This is a genomic window from Demequina aestuarii (assembly GCF_000975095.1).
GTDB lineage: Bacteria > Actinomycetota > Actinomycetes > Actinomycetales > Demequinaceae > Demequina > Demequina aestuarii.
Map to the genome: position 1 here is coordinate 24,006 of NZ_BBRD01000001.1, position 17,171 is coordinate 41,176.

Consider the following 17,171-nt stretch of genomic DNA (forward strand, 5'->3'; position numbering starts at 1 on the left):
TCATGCCGGTGGCCGAGGGGTACTTCGCTGATCCGTTCGTGCTCCGGCTCGACGACGGAACCTACATCGCGTACGGTTCCGGGCCGCCAGTTGACGACCAGCCTCAGTCCCCGCGAGTGTTCGAGGCGATGTCCTCGCCGGACCTGAGCGTGTGGACGCCACTCGGCGGCGTCCTCGAGCGCCTGGGCGCCGCGCATGGCGACGAGTACTGGGCGCCCGAAGTCGCTCGCATCGACGGCGCCTATTGGATGTACTACTCGGTCGGGCACGGCATCGCTGGGCACCATCTGCGAGTCGCACGCGCCGCCAGCCCCGTCGGCCCGTTCGTCGATGCCGGGGTGAACCTGACGCCGCAGGAGACCTTCGCGATCGACGCACATCCGTTCCGTGATGACGACGGGCACTGGTACCTGTTCTTCGCTCGCGATGTGGTCGAGGCCGAGCGGCCTGGCACTCACCTGGCCGTGGCGAGGATGGCGTCACCCACCGCGCTGGACGATCCGCCGGAGACGGTATTGGAGCCGAACCACGACTGGCAGATCTACCAGCGTGAGAGAGCCATGTATGGACGGCGATTCGACTGGCACACGCTCGAGGGGCCGGCGGTGGTCCGACGGGGGAGCCGGTACTGGCTCACCTACTCGGGAGGCGCCTGGACGGGTCCGGGGTACGCCGTGTCGTGGGCCGTTGCGGACCACCCCATGGGTCCGTGGAGGCATGCTCCGGCCGATGCTCCGTCACTGCTGCGAACAGGCGACGGCGGCCTCATCGGGCCCGGCCACAACAGCCTGACGACCGCTCCGGACGGCCGCGATGTCATCGCGTTTCACGCGTGGGACGAGGCGCGAACCGCCCGGCGCATGCACGTACTCGACGTCGATTTCACCTACCACGGTCCCCGAGTTCATCTCCAAGGAGGCCCGGCCAGCACAGACATCTGATTGCTTCACCCCAGAGGTAGTTCCGAATCACCCAACGTCGTGTGAGGAGAACAGCAATGCACCGAGACACCACCCGTATCGAGTTCCACCGGCAAGGCCGACGCGGCCTCCTGAGATGGGGAGCGCCCCACCGCCCGGCCGAGCCGAGCGAGCCACCACGCCAACGTCGACGCAGACGCGGGCTGCAGGCGGGCAGCAGTGCGCTCGCCCTGGCGGTCGTGGCGATGGTCGGCATCACCACCTCGCCCATGGCCGCGGCCGATGCTGCGACCGGGACGCAGGCCCCCGTGGCGGAGCAGAACGCCGCGGTCGCGCCGCCGCTCTCCACACCCGCAGAGGCCCCCGTCTCGGTTGCGGTCTCTCCGGGCCTGCCATGCGATGTCTTCGCCACCGGCGGCAACCCGTGCGTGGCGGCGTACAGCACCGTGCGATCCCTCGTCGACGTCTACAGCGGCCCCCTGTACCGGGTGACGAGGGACTCCGACGGCGTGAGCAGCGACATCGGCCTGCTGAGTTCGGGCTACGCGGACGCTGCCGCACAGGACTCCTTCTGCCAGGTCACCGTGTGCACCATCGTGGAGCTGTACGACCAATCCGGTCAGGGCAACCACCTCACGATCGCGCCGGTGGGCGAGGCCGGATCGAGCGCGATCGGCGCTCGCGCCGATGCGCTGCCGATCACGGTCGACGGCCATGACGTGTACGGCATTCAGGTGGAACCCCGGGTGGGCTATCGCCGAGCCATCGGCAATGGCATGGCCGTCGACGGCCAGCCGGAGTCCATGTACTGGGTTGCGAGCGGGACCATGGCGACCAACGCCTGCTGCTTCGACTTCGGCAACGTGGAGAGGACGTCCACCAACACCGGCGAAGGGCACATGGACACGCTGATCATGTCGACGTTCTGCGGGGCACCGCCCTGTTCAGGTCGCGGGCCGTGGCTGCAGGCGGACCTCGAGAATGGCGTGTTCATGGGTGATGGCACCAGCAATCCCGCCAACGTCAGCCAGACAAGCCCGTTCGTGACGGGAGTCCTGCGCAACGACGGCCAGACCAGCTTCGCGCTCGACGGAGGTGACGCCACCGAACCGACGCTCGATGCCTTGTTCCAAGGTTCGCTGCCGCCGGGCTACACCCCGATGAAGCAGGAAGGCGGCATCACCCTCGGCGCGGGAGGAGACAACAGCAATGCGGCCCCGGGCTCCTTCTTCGAGGGCGCGATCACCTCTGGCTACGCCCCTGATGCCAGCGTCGCTGCCCTGCAGTCGGACATCGCCTCGGTCACTTACACCGGCACCTCGGGAGGCGGACCCGGGGTCGGCATTACGGGACCCGGTGGCAAGTGCGTTGACGTCTCAGGTGATGACGACGGCCAGGGTGGCGCGGCCATCCAGTTGTGGGACTGCTTGCACGACGCTGTCGACCAGCACTGGCTGCACATTCGCACCACCCCGACGGTGCATCTGACTTCTGGTGTCGACGAGTACCCCAACACCCTCAAGACCATGGGCCGGTGCTTGGAGGTGCAGGGCAACACGGTCACCGCTGGCACCCCCATACAGTTGTGGGACTGCAACGGCCTCGGTGGGCAGGAGTGGTTCCCCCAGAGCGATGGCACGCTGCTCAATCCGCAGTCCGGCCAGTGCCTGACTGCGCGCAACTCGAGTACAGCCAACGGGACTCGGCTGGAGATCCAGCCGTGCGCCGCCGCAGCCAGCCAACGCTTCATCATCACCCCTGGCCTGCTGTTCCAGGCCACGCCCATTGACGCTCCGGGCGGCAAGTGCGTCGATGTTCACGGAGCCAATACCGGCACGAACGGAACCTCGGTGGTGGTCGAGGACTGCATGCGCGAGGCCAACGATCAGAGCTGGTGGTCCACGTCCGACGGCTCGCTGACGACCCTGGGACGCTGCCTTGACATCGTCGGGAACGGCACCACTCCCGGCACTCCCGTGCAGTTGTACGACTGCAACAGCTCGGGCGGTCAGCAGTGGGTGCAGCAGGATGACGGTTCGCTCCTGAACCCTCAGTCGGGCCTGTGCCTTCATGACCCGACGAGCGGCACCACCAACGGCACCGTGCTGACCATCGAGCGATGCGACGGCGCCGCCGCACAGGAGTTCGGAGTCTCGGGCGGCCAGATGGTGTCCGCTCCTGGCGGCACGTGCATGGACACGGCCGGCAACGATACCTATGGCAATTGGTCTGGCCCTGCCGTTCAACTGTGGGAGTGCATCGAACACGCCGCAGATCAGCACTGGATCCACACCAGCGACAACACCGTGGAGACCATGACGCGCTGCCTCGACGTCGCTGGCAACAGCACCGCTCCCGGGACGTCGGTGATCCTGTTCAACTGCAATGGCGTCGGTGGTCAGGAGTGGATCCAGCAGGCCGACGGGTCCATGCTCAATCCGCCCAGTGGCCTCTGCCTGACGGCTCCAGGCAGCACGAACGGCACTCAACTCACCATCGAGGTGTGCTCGGGCGGGTCCCAGCAGAAGTTCGTTCTTCAGGGCACGGCTGCGCTCCAGCCGGACTCCGAGATCTCCCTGCGTGCCACGACCCCTTGCTGCACGAACGACTTCGTGCGACACCAGTTCGGTGATGCAGTGTTGTCGACCGTGACCGCTGCCTCATCGACGGGCGTCAAGCAGGACGCGTCATGGACGGTGCGCGCAGGCCTTGCCGACGCGGCCTGCGTTTCGCTGGAGTCTGTCAACTACCCAGGGGGCTACCTGCGTCGACAGGGAGACACGGTCCATCAGGACCAGGACGACGGCACGGCCCAGTTCGAGACCGATGCGACCTTCTGCCCGGAGCCGGGCGCCGGTGGTCGAGGTGTCTCGCTGAGGGCGTTTGCCGATCCCACGCTGTACCTGCGTCATTACAACGGCGGCATCTATGCCGCTGCCAACGGCGGCCCAGACCCGTGGGACAGTCCGACGTCATGGGCAGACGACGTGACATGGAACCCCGCAGTGGCATGGGCTCCCTGATCCCGCGCCAGACCGAGGGGGCCACCGAGCCTGTCTCACCGGCTGCGCCGTAGCGTACGAAGGCCCCCATCCCGGGATCACCGGGGTGGGGGCCTTCGCCCTTGCGAAGGTGAGCGCCCCTACCGCGCTGCCTCCACGACCGCCGGCGAGAACGCGTCGAGGTCGCCAGGGTTGCGCGAAGTGAGCAGCGTCCAGCCCTCTGCCTCGCAGCGCTTGAGCTCCACGTCCTGCCACGTCGCGCCCGCGTTGCGCAGGTCCGTCGCGATGGACTCGTAGGACGTCAGGGTCTTGCCGTTCGCAACGTCGGCCTCGGCGAGCAGCCACGGTCCGTGGCAGATGGAGGCAATGGTGCGTCCATCCGCCGAGAACGCGCGGACCAAGGCGATGGCCGCATCGTCCGTTCGCAGGGTGTCGGCATTGATGGTGCCGCCGGGGATCACGAGCACGGCGTGGTCGCCCATCTCGACGTCCGCGAGCAGAGTGTCCGGCTCGAAGGTCTCACCGGGGTCCTTGTCGCCCACGAGCGACTGCACGGGGCTGTACTCGGTCGCCGCGAGCGTCACGGGCACGCCGGCCTCCCGCAGCCCCTCAAGGGGCTTCTTGAGCTCGTCCTGCTCGACTCCATAGTTGGTCGTGATGATCAGTGCGCTCATCGCTGTCTCCTTTCGTCGGCGGAGGTTCCGTCCACCCCTCCGTCAACCGCAGATGGCGGCGGGGACATTCCATGGGCGCAGGGGCATCGACGCGCGCGGGGCCCCGGGAGCACCACGGCACGCGGGGGTGGTGCGTTCGTCAGTGGCCGCCGGCAGCGAGGAACATGATGGCGCCCCCGATCGCTGCCGCCGCGATCCCGAAGCACGTCCAGGCGAGCACGACGCGGCGGGGTGCGACTCGGCCGTCGGCGCCCCGCGCGCCAGGGCCAGCGAGGGCGCGCACGCCGATCGCAAACAGGCTCGGCAAACCGGCCCCCACGAGGATGCCCAGACCGACGATGTTCGCCAGCGCTCCCCATTCGATGAACTGCATCACGGCTCCTTCCTAGCGCCGCTCGGTGCGATCGCGGGCCTGCGCTCTGCGATGCTGCTCGTCGGCACGGCGCTGCGCCTCACGGTCGAGCCGCCGCGCTTCGCGCCGCGCGCGCCTCTTCGCCCTCTTGAGGTCCTTGCGCCGGACTCGCATGACGGCGGGGTTGTGGACCGAGACGGACTCGGCCACGTACGCCTCGGGGTCCTCGACGGGGTCCCAGTCGTCGTTGACGTTGGCGTGATTCACGGGGCGGATGCGCGAGCGCAGGTAGATGAGGCCTGCCACCACGATGAGCACGCCGAACACCACGTAGGAACCGGCTGTGCCGCCGACCGCGGTGTCGAGCCAGTAGCACAGCGCGCCGACCAGAGCAGCGGAGGGAACGGTGATGAGCCATGACGCGAACATGCGTCCGGCCACCGACCACCGCACCGACGCGCCCTTCATGCCCACGCCCGAGCCGAGGATGGAGCCGGTCGCGACGTGAGTGGTCGACAGCGAGTAGCCGAAGTGGCTCGACAGCAGGATGACGGCCGCGGACGACGTCTCCGCTGCCATGCCCTGACGAGACGACAGCTCGACCAGCCCCTTGCCCAGCGTGCGGATCACGCGCCAACCGCCCGTGTAGGTGCCTGCGGCCATCGCCAGCGCGCACGAGAGGATCACCCAGAACGGCACCCCCGAATCCGCAGGCACCGCCCCTGCCGCGATGAGCGCGAGCAGAATGATGCCCATCGACTTCTGAGCGTCGTTGGTGCCGTGCGCGAGCGAGACGAGGGAGGCCGACCCGATCTGGCCCCAGCGGAACATCGTGTCGTTGTCCTTCTCCTCGACGTCTGCGGTGATGCGCGTGACGATCGCTGTGCCGATCGCCGCCACCATGATCGCGACGACGGGAGCAAGCAGTGCGGGGATCAGCACCTTGGCCGTGAGGCCGCTCCACAGCACGCCGGAGGAGCCCGAGGCGGCGAGCACCGCGCCCACCACTCCGCCCACCAGGGCATGCGAAGAGCTCGACGGGATGCCGAAGAGCCATGTCAGCAGGTTCCAGACGATGCCGCCGACGAGCCCCGCCAGCACGACCTCGAGCGTGACGATGCGCGCGTCGACGATCCCGGTGGCGATGGTGGCGGCGACGGTGAGCGACAGGAACGCTCCCACCATGTTGAGCGAGGCAGACAGCAGCACCGCCTGGCGTGGCTTGAGCGCCTTGGTCGCGATCGACGTGGCCATGGCATTGCCAGTGTCGTGGAACCCGTTGGTGAAGTCGAAGGCGAGCGCTGTCGCGACGACGACGCCCAGGAGGAGAGGGTCATTCACGTCCACCATTGTGGTGGGTGGATGGACGTCTCGTGACGGGACCCCGGTCATGGGTCCCGTCACTCATCTCAGCGCACGTCTCCGTCGACGTAGTACCAGCGCCCCGCCTCGCTCACGAACCTGCTCGACTCGTGCATCGATCCTGGCGCGCCGGAGTCGTCGTCGAACAGCGCGGTGAAGGTCACGGTCCCGGTCGAGTCGTCCTCGCCGCCGGCGGTGGCGCCGTGCAGATCGAGACCGCGCCACTGCACATCCTCCAGATCCAGCGACGGCGGCCTGGTCGAGGGGTGCCAGGTGCGCAGCAGGTAGCCCTCGTCGCGGCGCACGTACGCGGTGTAGCGGGACCGCATCAGCGCCGATGCGCTCGCGGCCTCCCGCTCTCCCCGCAGCAGCGGCCGGCAGCATTCCGAGTACGGCACTCCCGAGCCGCAGGGGCAGGCGAGTGCCATCAGGCCTCGGGGTGCGCGGCTGCGTGGGCGAGTGCGCCCAGCCGAACGCAGTCCTCGGTACGCGTGTCCCACGAGCACATGAGCCGCACCTCGACGGTCTCGGCGGTAGAGCCAGGCCGCCAGTCGTAGAAGCGGAAGGTCTCGCGAATCGTGCGAGCCACGGTGCGCGGCATCTCGACGAACACCGCATTGGCCTCCGTGGGCTGCGTGAACCGCAGCACGCCTTCGGCCGCGAGCGGCTCCAGCTCCGCACGCAGGCAGGTCGCCATGGCGTTGGCGTCAGTCGCATTGCGCTGCCACAGCGGGTCGCCCGCGTCATCACGTGACGTGAGCAGGGCCGTGAGCTGGGCCGAGGCGAAGCGCATCTTGGAACCCAGCTGCATGGTCGACTTGCGCAGGTGGGGCAGCTCGGCCGCGAGCCGGCCGCGCAGGTCGGGAGCGAGCACGACCACGGCCTCGGCCCCCATGGCGCCGTTCTTGGTGCCGCCGAGCGACAGCACGTCCGCGCTCGCGCATGCCTCGGCCAGCGACACCCCGAGGGCCGCGGCGGCGTTGGCGATCCGCGCGCCATCGATGTGGACCCTCATGCCGAGCGCGTGCGCACGGTCGACGAGCGCCTGCAGTGCCTCGAGCTCATAGACGGTGCCGAGCTCGGTGGACTGCGTCACCGAGAGCACGAGGGGCTGCGCGCGATGCTCATCTCCCAGGTCGCCGGCCCAGGCGTCGAGCGAGGCCGGATCGATGCGGCCGTCCGGCGCCGGCACCTCGAGAATCTTCAGGCCGCCCACGCGCTCGGGAGCACCGTTCTCGTCCCGGTGGATGTGTGCGTGCTCCGACGCGACGACCCCGCCCCAGCGCGGCGACAACGCCATGAGCGAGATGACGTTCGCTCCGGTCCCGTTGAACACGGGGAAGCCCAGCGCATGCTCGCCGAACTCCGCCGCCACCGCCGCGTCGAAGGCGGCCGTTGCCGCATCGGCCCCATACGCGGCGTCGTGTCCGACGTTGACATCAGTCATCGCCGTGATCACTTCCGGGTGCACCGAGGCGTAGTTGTCCGAGGCGAAGTGCCGGGCGCCCGTGGAGGGGGTCACGCCGCCGTGACCTCGCGCGCCCAGCGGGCGCCGCTTTGGTGGAAGCCCACGCGGCGCAGGTAGTCCAGGTCGGTCGCGTCGTGTGGCGCGAGCTCGAGCCGGCGGAAGCCCGCATCGGCCAGCACCTGCGACTTGCGGAAGACGAACTCGCCCGGCGTGAAGTCGCGGAACCTCTCCTTGACCCAGTCCAGTTCGACGAGCCCCACGCCGTCGCCGAGGTCCCGCACCACCACGACGCCCACGGCCTCGTCGCCGCGCACCACGAGGAACGTGTGGCGGGTGCCGCCGGCTGCGGTGCCCGCATCGGCGTCGATGTCGAAGGCCGGCTCGTGGGACTTCACGTCCTCGGCGTGCTCCTCGAGCACCCGGCGCAGGAAGGCGTTGTCCGCGTCGACGGCAAGCACCTGGTAGACCGCCTCGTCGTGCGACTCGCGGTAGAGGCGCCTCAGCCAGTAGATGTCGATCACGGTGATCGCAAGGTTCATGAATGCGAACGGCCAGATCCCGATGACGCCGTTGTACACAGTGGCGATCAGGGCGCCCGTGAGGTTCATCCACCGGAACTTGAGCACGCGCGCCTGCATGAGCGACCAGACGATGAGCAGCGAGCCGGTCCAGCCGATGATTTCGAGGATGATGTCCATGCCGCCAAGGGTATGCCCGGCCGATGCGCGCTCACCTCCACGCCCGGACGTAGGCTGAGCGCGTGGAGAGCAGGACGAGCGCGAGGGCCGATGCATGGGTCTGGGCCGTGCGGCTCGCGAAGACCCGCTCGCAGGCCACGGCCGCATGCCGAGCCGGGCACGTGCGCGTCAACGGCGACCGCGCCAAGGCCTCGACCACGGTGCGCGCGGGCGACCGCGTCGAGGTGCGCCTCCACGAGCAGATCACGATCGTCGAGGTCCGCCAGCTGCTCGTCAAGCGCGTGAGCGCGCCGATGGCACAGGCGGCCTATGTCGATCACAGCCCGCCGCCGCCCCCGCGCGTGGAGCGCCCCGCCACGGTGGGCGCGCGGGATCGCGGTGCGGGGCGGCCCACCAAGCGCGAGCGCCGTCAGCTGGACCGGCTGCGAGGCCGCCGCACGCTCTGACGGCCCGCTGCCCACGTAGCCGACACGCGCATCGGCCGCATTCCCGCTGCCGTCCACCGCCGGCCACTGCCCGCACCGGGCGCAGGTGTCGCTCTATGTGCGGTGCTCGGTGCAATCGCGCACGGAATTCGACACTTGCGCGGTTGGGGGCAGGGTCAGGCGTTCCAGATGCGCGCGAGGTAGTCCCTGATCGACCGGTCGGAGCTGAAGTACCCGGTGCGTGCGACGTTCAGCACCGCTGACCTGGTCCACGCCTCCTGGTCCGCCCAGTGAGCCTCGACCCGCTCCTGAGCGTCCACGTAGGCACGGAAGTCGGCGAGCGCCATGAACCGGTCGCGCTCGATGAGGCTTCCGGTGATGGAGGAGACGAACGAGCCGCGCTCTCCGCCGGTGAAGGCGCCGGAGGCGATCATGTCGAGTGCCGCGCGCAGGTCCCTGTCCTGCTCGTAGTACGACGCCGAGCGGTAGCCGCTGGCCTGGAGGTCGGACACGGCGGGCTCGTCCATGCCGAACAGGAAGAAGTGATCGTCGCCCACGAGCTGGCGGATCTCCACGTTCGCGCCATCGTCGGTGCCGACGGTGAGCGCGCCGTTGAGGGCGAACTTCATGTTGCCCGTGCCGGAGGCCTCCTTGCCGGCCAGCGAGATCTGCTCGGACAGGTCCGCCGCGGGGATCAGCTTCTCCGCCAGAGTCACGTTGTAGTTCGCGGGGAAGGCGACCTTCAGGCGACCCTCGAGCGAGGTGTCGGCGTTGATGGTCCTGCCCACCGCGTTGATGAGCGCGATGGTCTCCTTGGCGCGGACATAGCCCGGTGCGGCCTTGGCGCCGAACACGAAGGTCCGGGGCGTCACGTCCGCGAGGGGGAGGGCGCCGCTCGTGATGCGCTCGTACAGCGACACGATGTGCAGCAGCTTGAGCGACTGGCGCTTGTACTCGTGCAGACGCTTGACCATCGCGTCGACCATCGCGTCGGGCGAGATCTCGATGCCGTCCCGAGCCGCGATGACGTCGGCGAACCGCACGCGGTTGTGGTCCTTGACCTCGCGGAAGCGGCGCCGGAACTCGGCGTCGTCAGCCAACGGCTCGAGCTCGCGCAGCCGCTCCAGGTCGGTGAGCCATCCCTCGCCGATCGCCTCGGTGATGAGAGCGCTCAGGCGCGGGTTGGACAGCGCCATGAAGCGGCGCGGCGTCACACCGTTCGTGACGTTGGTGAACTTGTGCGGGTACATCTCGGCGAAGTCAGAGAGCACCTTGTCGCGCAGCAGCTGCGAGTGCAGCTCGGCGACGCCGTTGACCTTGGAGCCAGCCACGGTCGCGAGGTAGGCCATCCGCACCGACCGCACGGGCTCCTCCGCGATGATCGACATGTGGCGCTCGCGCAGCATGTCGCCCGGGAAGGCCTCGCGCACCTGCTCGAGGAACTCCTCGTTGATCCGGTAGATGATCTCAAGGTGGCGGGGCAGCAGCCGGCCCAGCAGATCGACGGGCCAGACCTCGAGGGCCTCCGGCAGCAGGGTGTGGCAGGTGTACGCGAAGACCTTCTGAGTGACGGCCCAGGCGTCCTCCCACTCCCAGCCGCGGTCGTCGATCAGCAGGCGCATGAGCTCGGGCACGGCGATGACGGGGTGAGTGTCGTTCAGCTGGAACGTGATCCGCTCCGGCAGGCGGTGGAGGTCGTAGTCCTCTGGCAGCACCTTCTCGACGAAGTCGCGCAGCGAGCAGGCGACGAAGAAGTACTGCTGCTGGAGCCGCAGCTCCTTGCCCTGGGGCGTCGAGTCCTCGGGGTAGAGCACCTTGGAGATGTTCTCGGCCTGCGTCTGTGCGCGCACGGCGTCCGTGTAGTCGCCGGCGTTGAAGATCGCGAGGTCGAACGCCTGTGTGGCACGCGCGGACCACAGCCGCAGGGTGTTGACGCGACCATTGCGGTAGCCGGGCACCATGTAGTTGTAGGGCACGCCGGTGACGTGCCAGTCGGGCATCCAGCGCCGATGCGCGCGTCCCGACTCATCCGTCCAGGCCTCGACTCGGCCGCCGAACCCGACGTTGACGGCGTTCTCAGGGTGCGGCATCTCCCACGGCGAGCCCAGACGCAGCCACTCGTCCGGCTCCTCCACCTGGCGGCCATCCTCGAAGCGCTGGCGGAAGATCCCGTACTCGTAGCGGATGCCATAGCCGATGGACGGCACATTCTCCGTGGCGAGCGAGTCGACGAAGCACGCCGCGAGCCGGCCCAGCCCGCCATTGCCGAGCCCCGGCTCGATCTCCGCCTCGCGCAGCTCATCCAGGTCGATGCCCAGTTGGCTCAGCGAGTCGCGAGCGATGTCGTCCAGGTCGGTGGCCAGCAGGTTGTTGTCGAGCTGGCGTCCCAGCAGGAACTCCGCCGACATATAGGCGACGGCCTTCTTCTGCTCGCGGCGCTGCGTGCGCAGCGTCTCGAGCCACCGGGTGGTGAGGTAGGCGCGCACCGTGCGCGCGAGCGCGAGGTACTTGTCGTTGGTCGAGGCACGGTCGAGGTCGACGCCCTGGCCGAAGTTCACTTCCCGCAGGAACTCGCGGGTGAAGCTCTCGACAGTGTGCTCGCGGGCGGCGGAGGGTGCGGAGGTGTGGGTCACACCACCCAATGTATGGCTCACGGAGTAGGACCTCTGTCCACGCGCGGCAAGAATTCACACGGTCGACACAAAGCGAGCCGCGTGGTGAGGGTCAGGCGTCCTCGGTGGCGTCGGGCTCGAACCGCTGGAGCGGCGACACTGCCGGCCCGTACTGCTGTTCCTTCATGCGCTCGAGCGCCTGCTCGTGGAGGATGCGGTTGGTCTTCATGAGGTCGGAGAGGATCCCCAGCGCCAGCGAGAGTCCGGCGCCCACCAGCATGATGGTGCCGAAGATCAGCGACTGGATGTGGTTGCCGTCGTTGCCGAGCGCACGCAGGATGATGAACCGCACGAACGGGATCGCGCCGAGGATGCCGAACAGCGAGGCGAGCCACGCGAACAGCATCCAGGGTCGGAACATGATCGACGAGCGCAGGATCGCCTGCGCAGACTTCAGCATGTGCTCTCCGACGTTCCGGAACAGCCGTGACTCCCGCGTCTTGGGATTGGTGACGATGGGGACCGATGCGATCGCGAGGCGCTTGTCGCCCGCTTGGATGATGGTCTCCATGGTGTAGCTGAACCGGGTGATGATGTTGAGTCGATACAGCGAGTAGCGCGAGTAGGCGCGAAAGCCGGAGGCCGCATCGGGCAGGCGCGTGCCAGCGGCACGGTTCACCACCCAGGAGCCGAAACGCTGCATCGTCTTCTTGAAGGGGGAGAAGTGCGCGATCGTGTGCGTCTGCCGATCGCCGATCACGATCTCGGCCTCACCGGCGACGATCGGAGCGACCAGGTCACCGATGCGGTGCTGGGGGTACTGGTTGTCGCCATCGGTGTTGACCACGATGTCCGCGCCGCGGGCGAGGGCGTGGTCGATGCCGTCCCGGAACGACTGCGCGAGCCCCATCGTGCGGACGTGCCGGATGACGTGGGCGCCGTGCTCGTGGGCGATCCGCGACGTCCCGTCCGACGAGCCATCGTCGATCACCACGACCTCGATCTCGTCGACGCCCGGGATGACGGTGGGGATGCCCGCGAGGACCTCGCCGAGGGTCGCCTCTTCGTCGAGGCACGGGATCTGGACGACGAGCTTCACGCCACTCAGGCTAGTGGTCGCCGGGCGCCGTGCGGCGCTGCCTGCGACGCAGCTGGCCGATCCCAATCCCGACGACGGGGGCGAGCACCAGGCCGCCGATGGCCCCGCCGGCGGCCGCGCCCGCGAGCGCCTGGCCGGCCAGCGCAGGCGCGAGCGCCGGACCGAGCCATGCCTGTCCGATGAGTCCTCCCACCAGACCGCTGAGCACTCCGACGATGGGGCCGGCGTCCACCGTCGGATGGGTGCGGGAGGCGCCCCAGCCCAGCAGCACGCCGAGCACCGCGCCGATCATCACGTCCATCGCCGACCTCCTTGTGCCCACATGGTGGCACAGCGGCGCAGGACAGCGCCGCAGTAGAGAGGCCTCATGTGGCGTTCGGCGCACGCCCCTGTCGCGTCCAGGGCCTTTGAGACACAATGGGCAAGTGACCTCCTTCGCTGACCGCCACATCGGCCCCGACGAGACCGCCACCGAGACGATGCTCGCGGCGGTGGGGTATCCGTCGCTCGCTGTGCTGGCGGAGACGGCCGTGCCGGAGTCCATCCGTCAGGACGACGTGCTGGTGCTCCCGGATCCCCTCACGGAGTACGGCGCGTTGGGCGCCCTGCAGTCGTTCGCCCAGCGCAACCAGGTCCACACCCAGATGATCGGCCAGGGCTACTACGACACGATCACGCCCACGGTGATTCGTCGCAACGTCCTCGAGAATCCCGCGTGGTACACGGCGTATACGCCGTACCAGGCCGAGATCTCGCAGGGCCGGCTCGAGGCCATGCTGAACTTCCAGACGATGGTCTCCGACCTCACTGCGCTCCCGGTCGCGGGCGCATCGCTGCTCGACGAGGCGACCGCGGTGTCCGAGGCGGTCCTGCTGATGCGCCGCGCGGTCAAGGACCGCGAGGGCGGGGTCGTGGTGCTCGACTCGGAGTGCCTGCCGCAGACCATCGCGGTGGTCGCGGCTCACGCGGAGGCCATCGGCCTGCGGCTCGAGATCCAGGACGTCGACATGGGGTGGGAGGCGCCCGCCGACCTCATCGGGTTGGTGCTTCAGCAGCCGGGCTCCACCGGCGTGCTGCGCGAGATCCAGGACGTCGTCGCCACCGCTCACGCAGTCGGTGGACTGGTCACCGTCGCGGCGGACCTGCTGTCGCTGACCATGGTCAAGGCCCCGGGGGAGATCGGCGCGGACATCGCGGTGGGCTCCGCGCAGCGATTCGGCGTGCCGCTGTTCTTCGGCGGCCCCCACGCGGCATTCATGGCGGTGCGGGAAGGGCTCGAGCGCCAGCTGCCCGGCCGCCTGGTGGGCGTGAGCGTGGACGCGGACGGCCGCACGGCGTACCGGCTGGCGCTGCAGACGCGGGAGCAGCACATCCGCCGCGACAAGGCGACGTCCAACATCTGCACCGCGCAGGCCCTGCTCGCGATCGTCTCTGGCTTCTATGCGATCCACCACGGTCCCGATGGCCTGCGGGCGATCGCCCAGCAGGTCCACAACACGGCCGTCACGCTGGCCGATGCGCTCACGGCGGCGGGCGTGCGCATCAAGCACGAGAACTTCTTCGACACCGTGGTGGCGGAGGTCCACGGCGGCGCGGACTCCGTGATCGCCCGCGCGGCCGCCGCCGACATCAACCTGCGCCGCGTCGACGACGATCACGTCGCGATGGCATGCGACGAGGTGACGAGCCTCGACATCCTCGACCACCTCGTCGAGGCGGTCACGGCCGTCAAGCGCCACGCGGTGTACACCGCGCCTCGCGTCGCGATCCCGCGGTCGCTGCGTCGCACGAGCGACTACCTCTCTCACCCGGTCTTCCATCAGTACCGGTCGGAGACGTCTCTGATGCGCTACATGCGCCGTCTCGCCGATCGCGACCTGGCGCTGGACCGCACCATGATTCCGCTGGGCTCGTGCACTATGAAGCTCAACGCGGCTGTGGAGATGGCGCCCATCAGCTGGCCGGGCTTCGCCCGCATCCACCCCTTCGCCCCCTCGGACCAGACCGCCGGGTATCGCGACATGATCGCTCAGCTCGAGGGCTGGCTTGCGGAGATCACGGGTTACGCCGCAGTCTCAGTGCAGCCCAACTCGGGCGCCCAGGGCGAGTACGCGGGGCTGCTGGCGATCCGGGCCTACCACCGCGATCACGGACATGCCGAGCGCGATGTCTGCCTGATCCCCGCATCGGCCCATGGCACCAACGCCGCGTCCGCCGTGTTGGCGGGTCTGCGGGTGGTGGTGGTCGCGACCGCAGCGGACGGCGAGGTCGACACAGACGATCTCCACGCGAAGCTCGCGGCGCACGAGGGCCGCGTCGCCTGCATGATGATCACCTACCCCTCCACTCATGGCGTGTACGAGGCGCACGTGGGCGAGGTCTGCGCCGCGGTCCACGAGGCCGGGGGCCAGGTGTTCATCGACGGCGCGAACCTGAATGCGCTCGTCGGTCTCGCGAAGCCGGGTCACTTCGGCGGCGACGTCTCGCACCTCAACCTGCACAAGACCTTCTGCATCCCCCACGGCGGCGGCGGCCCCGGCGTGGGCCCGGTCGCGGTCGCCGAGCACCTGGTGCCGTACCTGCCCGCGCTGCGTCAGACCATCCAGCGGCCGGCAGAGCTGCAGCGACGGGGCGCTCCGGTGAGCGCCGCCCCCTACGGCTCTGCGGGGATTCTGCCCATCACGTGGGCATACATCGCGCTCATGGGACACGAGGGACTCATGCGCGCCACGGAGACCGCAGTGCTCGCCGCCAACTATGTCGCGACGCGTCTCGCGGACGCCTTCCAGGTCCTGTACCGCGGGCCTGGAGGACTCGTGGCGCATGAGTGCGTGCTCGACATCCGACCGCTCACGAAGGCCACGGGGATCACCAACGAGGACATCGCGAAGCGGCTCATCGACTTCGGGATCCATGCGCCCACGATGTCCTTCCCCGTGGCCGGCACGTTGATGGTCGAGCCCACGGAGTCCGAGGACCTGGGGGAGATCGACCGCTTCATCGACGCAATGCTGGTGATCAGGGAAGAGATCGCGGCAGTCGAGCGCGGCGACATCGCCGCCGCCGACTCGCCGCTGCGGCACGCGCCCCACACGGCCGATGCGGTGGTCTCCGACACGTGGGACCGCGCCTATTCGCGAGAGCAGGCGGCATTCCCGGTGGCGGGTCTGCGTCAGGACAAGTACTGGGCTCCCGTGTCGCGGATCGACAACGCTCACGGAGATCGGCATCTGGTGTGCTCCTGCCCCCCGGTCGAGGCGTACGCCGCCGACGCCGAAGAGGTCTGACCGGGCGCCCTGCTCGCGCAGTCTGCGTGGCTTGTGTCACACGGCGTCCACAGGCCCTCGTGACGAGCGTGCGCCGTGGGTTAGAGTGACGTCCGTCCCACGGCCGTCGGGCCGCAGCACGGTGGCACGAGTTGAGAACGGGAGGGTGCCGTGGTGCGTCGCCAGCCGCTCAGTCCCCCGGTCCTTCCTGGCTACACGTACATTCGCCCTCTCGGCTCGGGCGGCTTCGCGGACGTGTTCCTGTTCCAGCAGGACATGCCGCACCGGCTGGTCGCCGTCAAGGTGCTGCTGAGCCGCATCGAGGACCAGGCCGCGGCCCGTGCGCTCTCTGCGGAGGCGGACATCATGGCGAGCCTCAGCGCTCACCCCTCGATCCTCACGGTCTACCAGGCGAGCGTGTCCGCGGATGGCCGTCCCTACCTCGTGGTGGAGTTCTGCCCCGCCTCCCTCACCAACCGCTATCGCAACGAGCGGCTGCCGGTCGCGGAGGTGCTGTCGATCGGGGTGAAGATCACCGGCGCCGTCGAGTCCGCGCATCGCGCGGGCCTGCTGCACCGGGACATCAAGCCGTCCAACATCCTGCTCACGTCCTTCGGGCACCCGGTGCTGTCTGACTTCGGGGTGGCCTCGGCGCTCGCGCAGGGAGAGGACGAGACCATCGCGCTGTCGCCGCCCTGGAGTGCTCCCGAGGTGGTGGAGCAGCGCACCTCCGGCACGGTGGCGTCGGAGGTGTGGGCGCTCGCAGCGACCGTGTACACCCTGCTCGCGCAGCGCGCGCCCTTCGACCTGCCCGACGGCCGCCGCGGGGACGACCTGCAGCTCCGCGCCCGCATCTCGCGCGCCAAGTACACGCCGACGGGACGGTCGGACGTGCCGGCCGCCCTCGAGCGTGCGCTCGAAGGCGGCATGCGCCGACTCCCGGGCGACCGGTACCCGACCGCCATGGCCTTCGGCGAGGCGCTGCGTGCGGTGGAGCGCGAGCTCGGCCTCGCCCCCACGCCGCTCGACGTCCCCACCGACGAGTGGGCCCAGGCTGCCGTCGGCATGCGAGACGCGGAGACCGCGCCGCCCACGCCACGAGCGACGGTCGCCGTCGAGTCACGCCGGCCACAGCGCGCGTCGCGCACGGGCACCGGCACGCGCCAGGGCACTGTCACCCGCCACGAGGCGGCAGCGAACCGCGTGGGCCGCGCGATCGCCATCACCGCCGCCGTGATCGGCGCCGCTGCGATCGGCGCCGCGATCACCGTGCTCGTCGTGGTCGGGACCTAG

14 protein-coding genes are annotated in these 17,171 nt (G+C 69.1%); 5 read left to right on the forward strand and 9 right to left on the reverse strand.

Annotated elements, in window-relative coordinates; all coding sequences use genetic code 11:
- Positions 1–2: 2 nt before the first annotated feature.
- Both AOP72_RS00105 and AOP72_RS13130 read left to right on the forward strand, forming a co-directional pair.
- Positions 3–941: a glycoside hydrolase family 43 protein gene (locus tag AOP72_RS00105; protein WP_062136591.1), complete on the forward strand. Its 939-nt coding sequence runs from the start codon at positions 3–5 to the stop codon at positions 939–941.
- Between the two features lie 56 nt (positions 942–997).
- On the forward strand, positions 998–3,943 hold the full coding sequence (locus AOP72_RS13130) for an arabinofuranosidase catalytic domain-containing protein (protein WP_152650180.1): 2,946 nt from the start codon (positions 998–1,000) through the stop codon (positions 3,941–3,943).
- Positions 3,944–4,062: 119 nt separating this feature from the next.
- Here the strand turns inward: AOP72_RS13130 and AOP72_RS00115 are convergent, their stop codons facing one another.
- From AOP72_RS00115 to AOP72_RS00140, 6 genes are all read right to left on the reverse strand, one after another.
- On the reverse strand, positions 4,063–4,596 hold the full coding sequence (locus AOP72_RS00115) for a DJ-1/PfpI/YhbO family deglycase/protease (protein ID WP_062130682.1): 534 nt from the start codon (positions 4,594–4,596) through the stop codon (positions 4,063–4,065).
- 139 nt (positions 4,597–4,735) lie between these two features.
- Positions 4,736–4,972: a hypothetical protein gene (locus AOP72_RS00120; protein WP_084631034.1), complete on the reverse strand. Its 237-nt coding sequence runs from the start codon at positions 4,970–4,972 to the stop codon at positions 4,736–4,738.
- Between the two features lie 9 nt (positions 4,973–4,981).
- Complete coding sequence (locus AOP72_RS00125) at positions 4,982–6,289, reverse strand: inorganic phosphate transporter (protein WP_084631790.1); 1,308 nt, start codon at positions 6,287–6,289, stop codon at positions 4,982–4,984.
- A 68-nt stretch (positions 6,290–6,357) separates the two neighbouring features.
- The gene (locus AOP72_RS00130) at positions 6,358–6,738 is read right to left on the reverse strand and encodes a YchJ family protein (RefSeq protein WP_062130689.1); all 381 of its coding nucleotides are present in this window, start codon (positions 6,736–6,738) and stop codon (positions 6,358–6,360) included.
- A complete protein-coding gene (locus AOP72_RS00135; RefSeq protein ID WP_084631036.1) occupies positions 6,738–7,832 on the reverse strand; it encodes a threonine aldolase family protein in 1,095 nt (364 codons plus the stop codon). The genes AOP72_RS00130 and AOP72_RS00135 overlap by 1 nt, the downstream gene beginning before the upstream one ends.
- A complete protein-coding gene (locus tag AOP72_RS00140; RefSeq protein WP_062130694.1) occupies positions 7,829–8,476 on the reverse strand; it encodes a hypothetical protein in 648 nt (215 codons plus the stop codon). The genes AOP72_RS00135 and AOP72_RS00140 overlap by 4 nt, the downstream gene beginning before the upstream one ends.
- A gap of 62 nt (positions 8,477–8,538) precedes the next feature.
- Here AOP72_RS00140 and AOP72_RS00145 point away from each other — a divergent pair, with 62 nt between their 5' ends.
- Entirely contained in the window at positions 8,539–8,922 is a 384-nt protein-coding gene (locus AOP72_RS00145) for an RNA-binding S4 domain-containing protein (RefSeq protein ID WP_062130698.1), read from the forward strand.
- A gap of 155 nt (positions 8,923–9,077) precedes the next feature.
- On the opposite strand, the gene AOP72_RS00150 is transcribed toward AOP72_RS00145, so the two are convergent.
- The 3 genes from AOP72_RS00150 to AOP72_RS00160 all read right to left on the reverse strand — a co-directional run bounded on the left by AOP72_RS00150 (position 9,078) and on the right by AOP72_RS00160 (position 12,913).
- Complete coding sequence (locus tag AOP72_RS00150; protein ID WP_062130701.1) at positions 9,078–11,534, reverse strand: glycogen/starch/alpha-glucan phosphorylase; 2,457 nt, start codon at positions 11,532–11,534, stop codon at positions 9,078–9,080.
- A gap of 91 nt (positions 11,535–11,625) precedes the next feature.
- Positions 11,626–12,612, reverse strand: a complete 987-nt coding sequence (locus AOP72_RS00155) for a glycosyltransferase family 2 protein (RefSeq protein WP_062130704.1) — start codon at positions 12,610–12,612, stop codon at positions 11,626–11,628.
- A gap of 10 nt (positions 12,613–12,622) precedes the next feature.
- Entirely contained in the window at positions 12,623–12,913 is a 291-nt protein-coding gene (locus tag AOP72_RS00160) for a hypothetical protein (RefSeq protein ID WP_062130707.1), read from the reverse strand.
- Between the two features lie 124 nt (positions 12,914–13,037).
- Between AOP72_RS00160 and gcvP the strand changes: the two genes are divergently transcribed.
- Complete coding sequence (gcvP, locus tag AOP72_RS00165; RefSeq protein ID WP_274519719.1) at positions 13,038–15,899, forward strand: aminomethyl-transferring glycine dehydrogenase; 2,862 nt, start codon at positions 13,038–13,040, stop codon at positions 15,897–15,899.
- Positions 15,900–16,049: 150 nt separating this feature from the next.
- Positions 16,050–17,171, forward strand: coding sequence for a serine/threonine-protein kinase (locus AOP72_RS00170; RefSeq protein WP_062130715.1), 1,122 nt, complete (start codon positions 16,050–16,052; stop codon positions 17,169–17,171).

Excerpts from the sequence above, each read along its gene's own strand:
- AOP72_RS00115 (WP_062130682.1), bottom strand. The coding sequence starts at position 4,596 with ATGAGCGCACTGATCATCACGACCAACTATGGAGTCGAGCAGGACGAG.
- AOP72_RS00160 (WP_062130707.1), bottom strand. The coding sequence starts at position 12,913 with ATGGACGTGATGATCGGCGCGGTGCTCGGCGTGCTGCTGGGCTGGGGC.
- AOP72_RS00140 (WP_062130694.1), bottom strand. The coding sequence starts at position 8,476 with ATGGACATCATCCTCGAAATCATCGGCTGGACCGGCTCGCTGCTCATC.
- AOP72_RS13130 (WP_152650180.1), top strand. The coding sequence starts at position 998 with ATGCACCGAGACACCACCCGTATCGAGTTCCACCGGCAAGGCCGACGC.
- AOP72_RS00130 (WP_062130689.1), bottom strand. The coding sequence starts at position 6,738 with ATGGCACTCGCCTGCCCCTGCGGCTCGGGAGTGCCGTACTCGGAATGC.
- AOP72_RS00105 (WP_062136591.1), top strand. The coding sequence starts at position 3 with ATGCCGGTGGCCGAGGGGTACTTCGCTGATCCGTTCGTGCTCCGGCTC.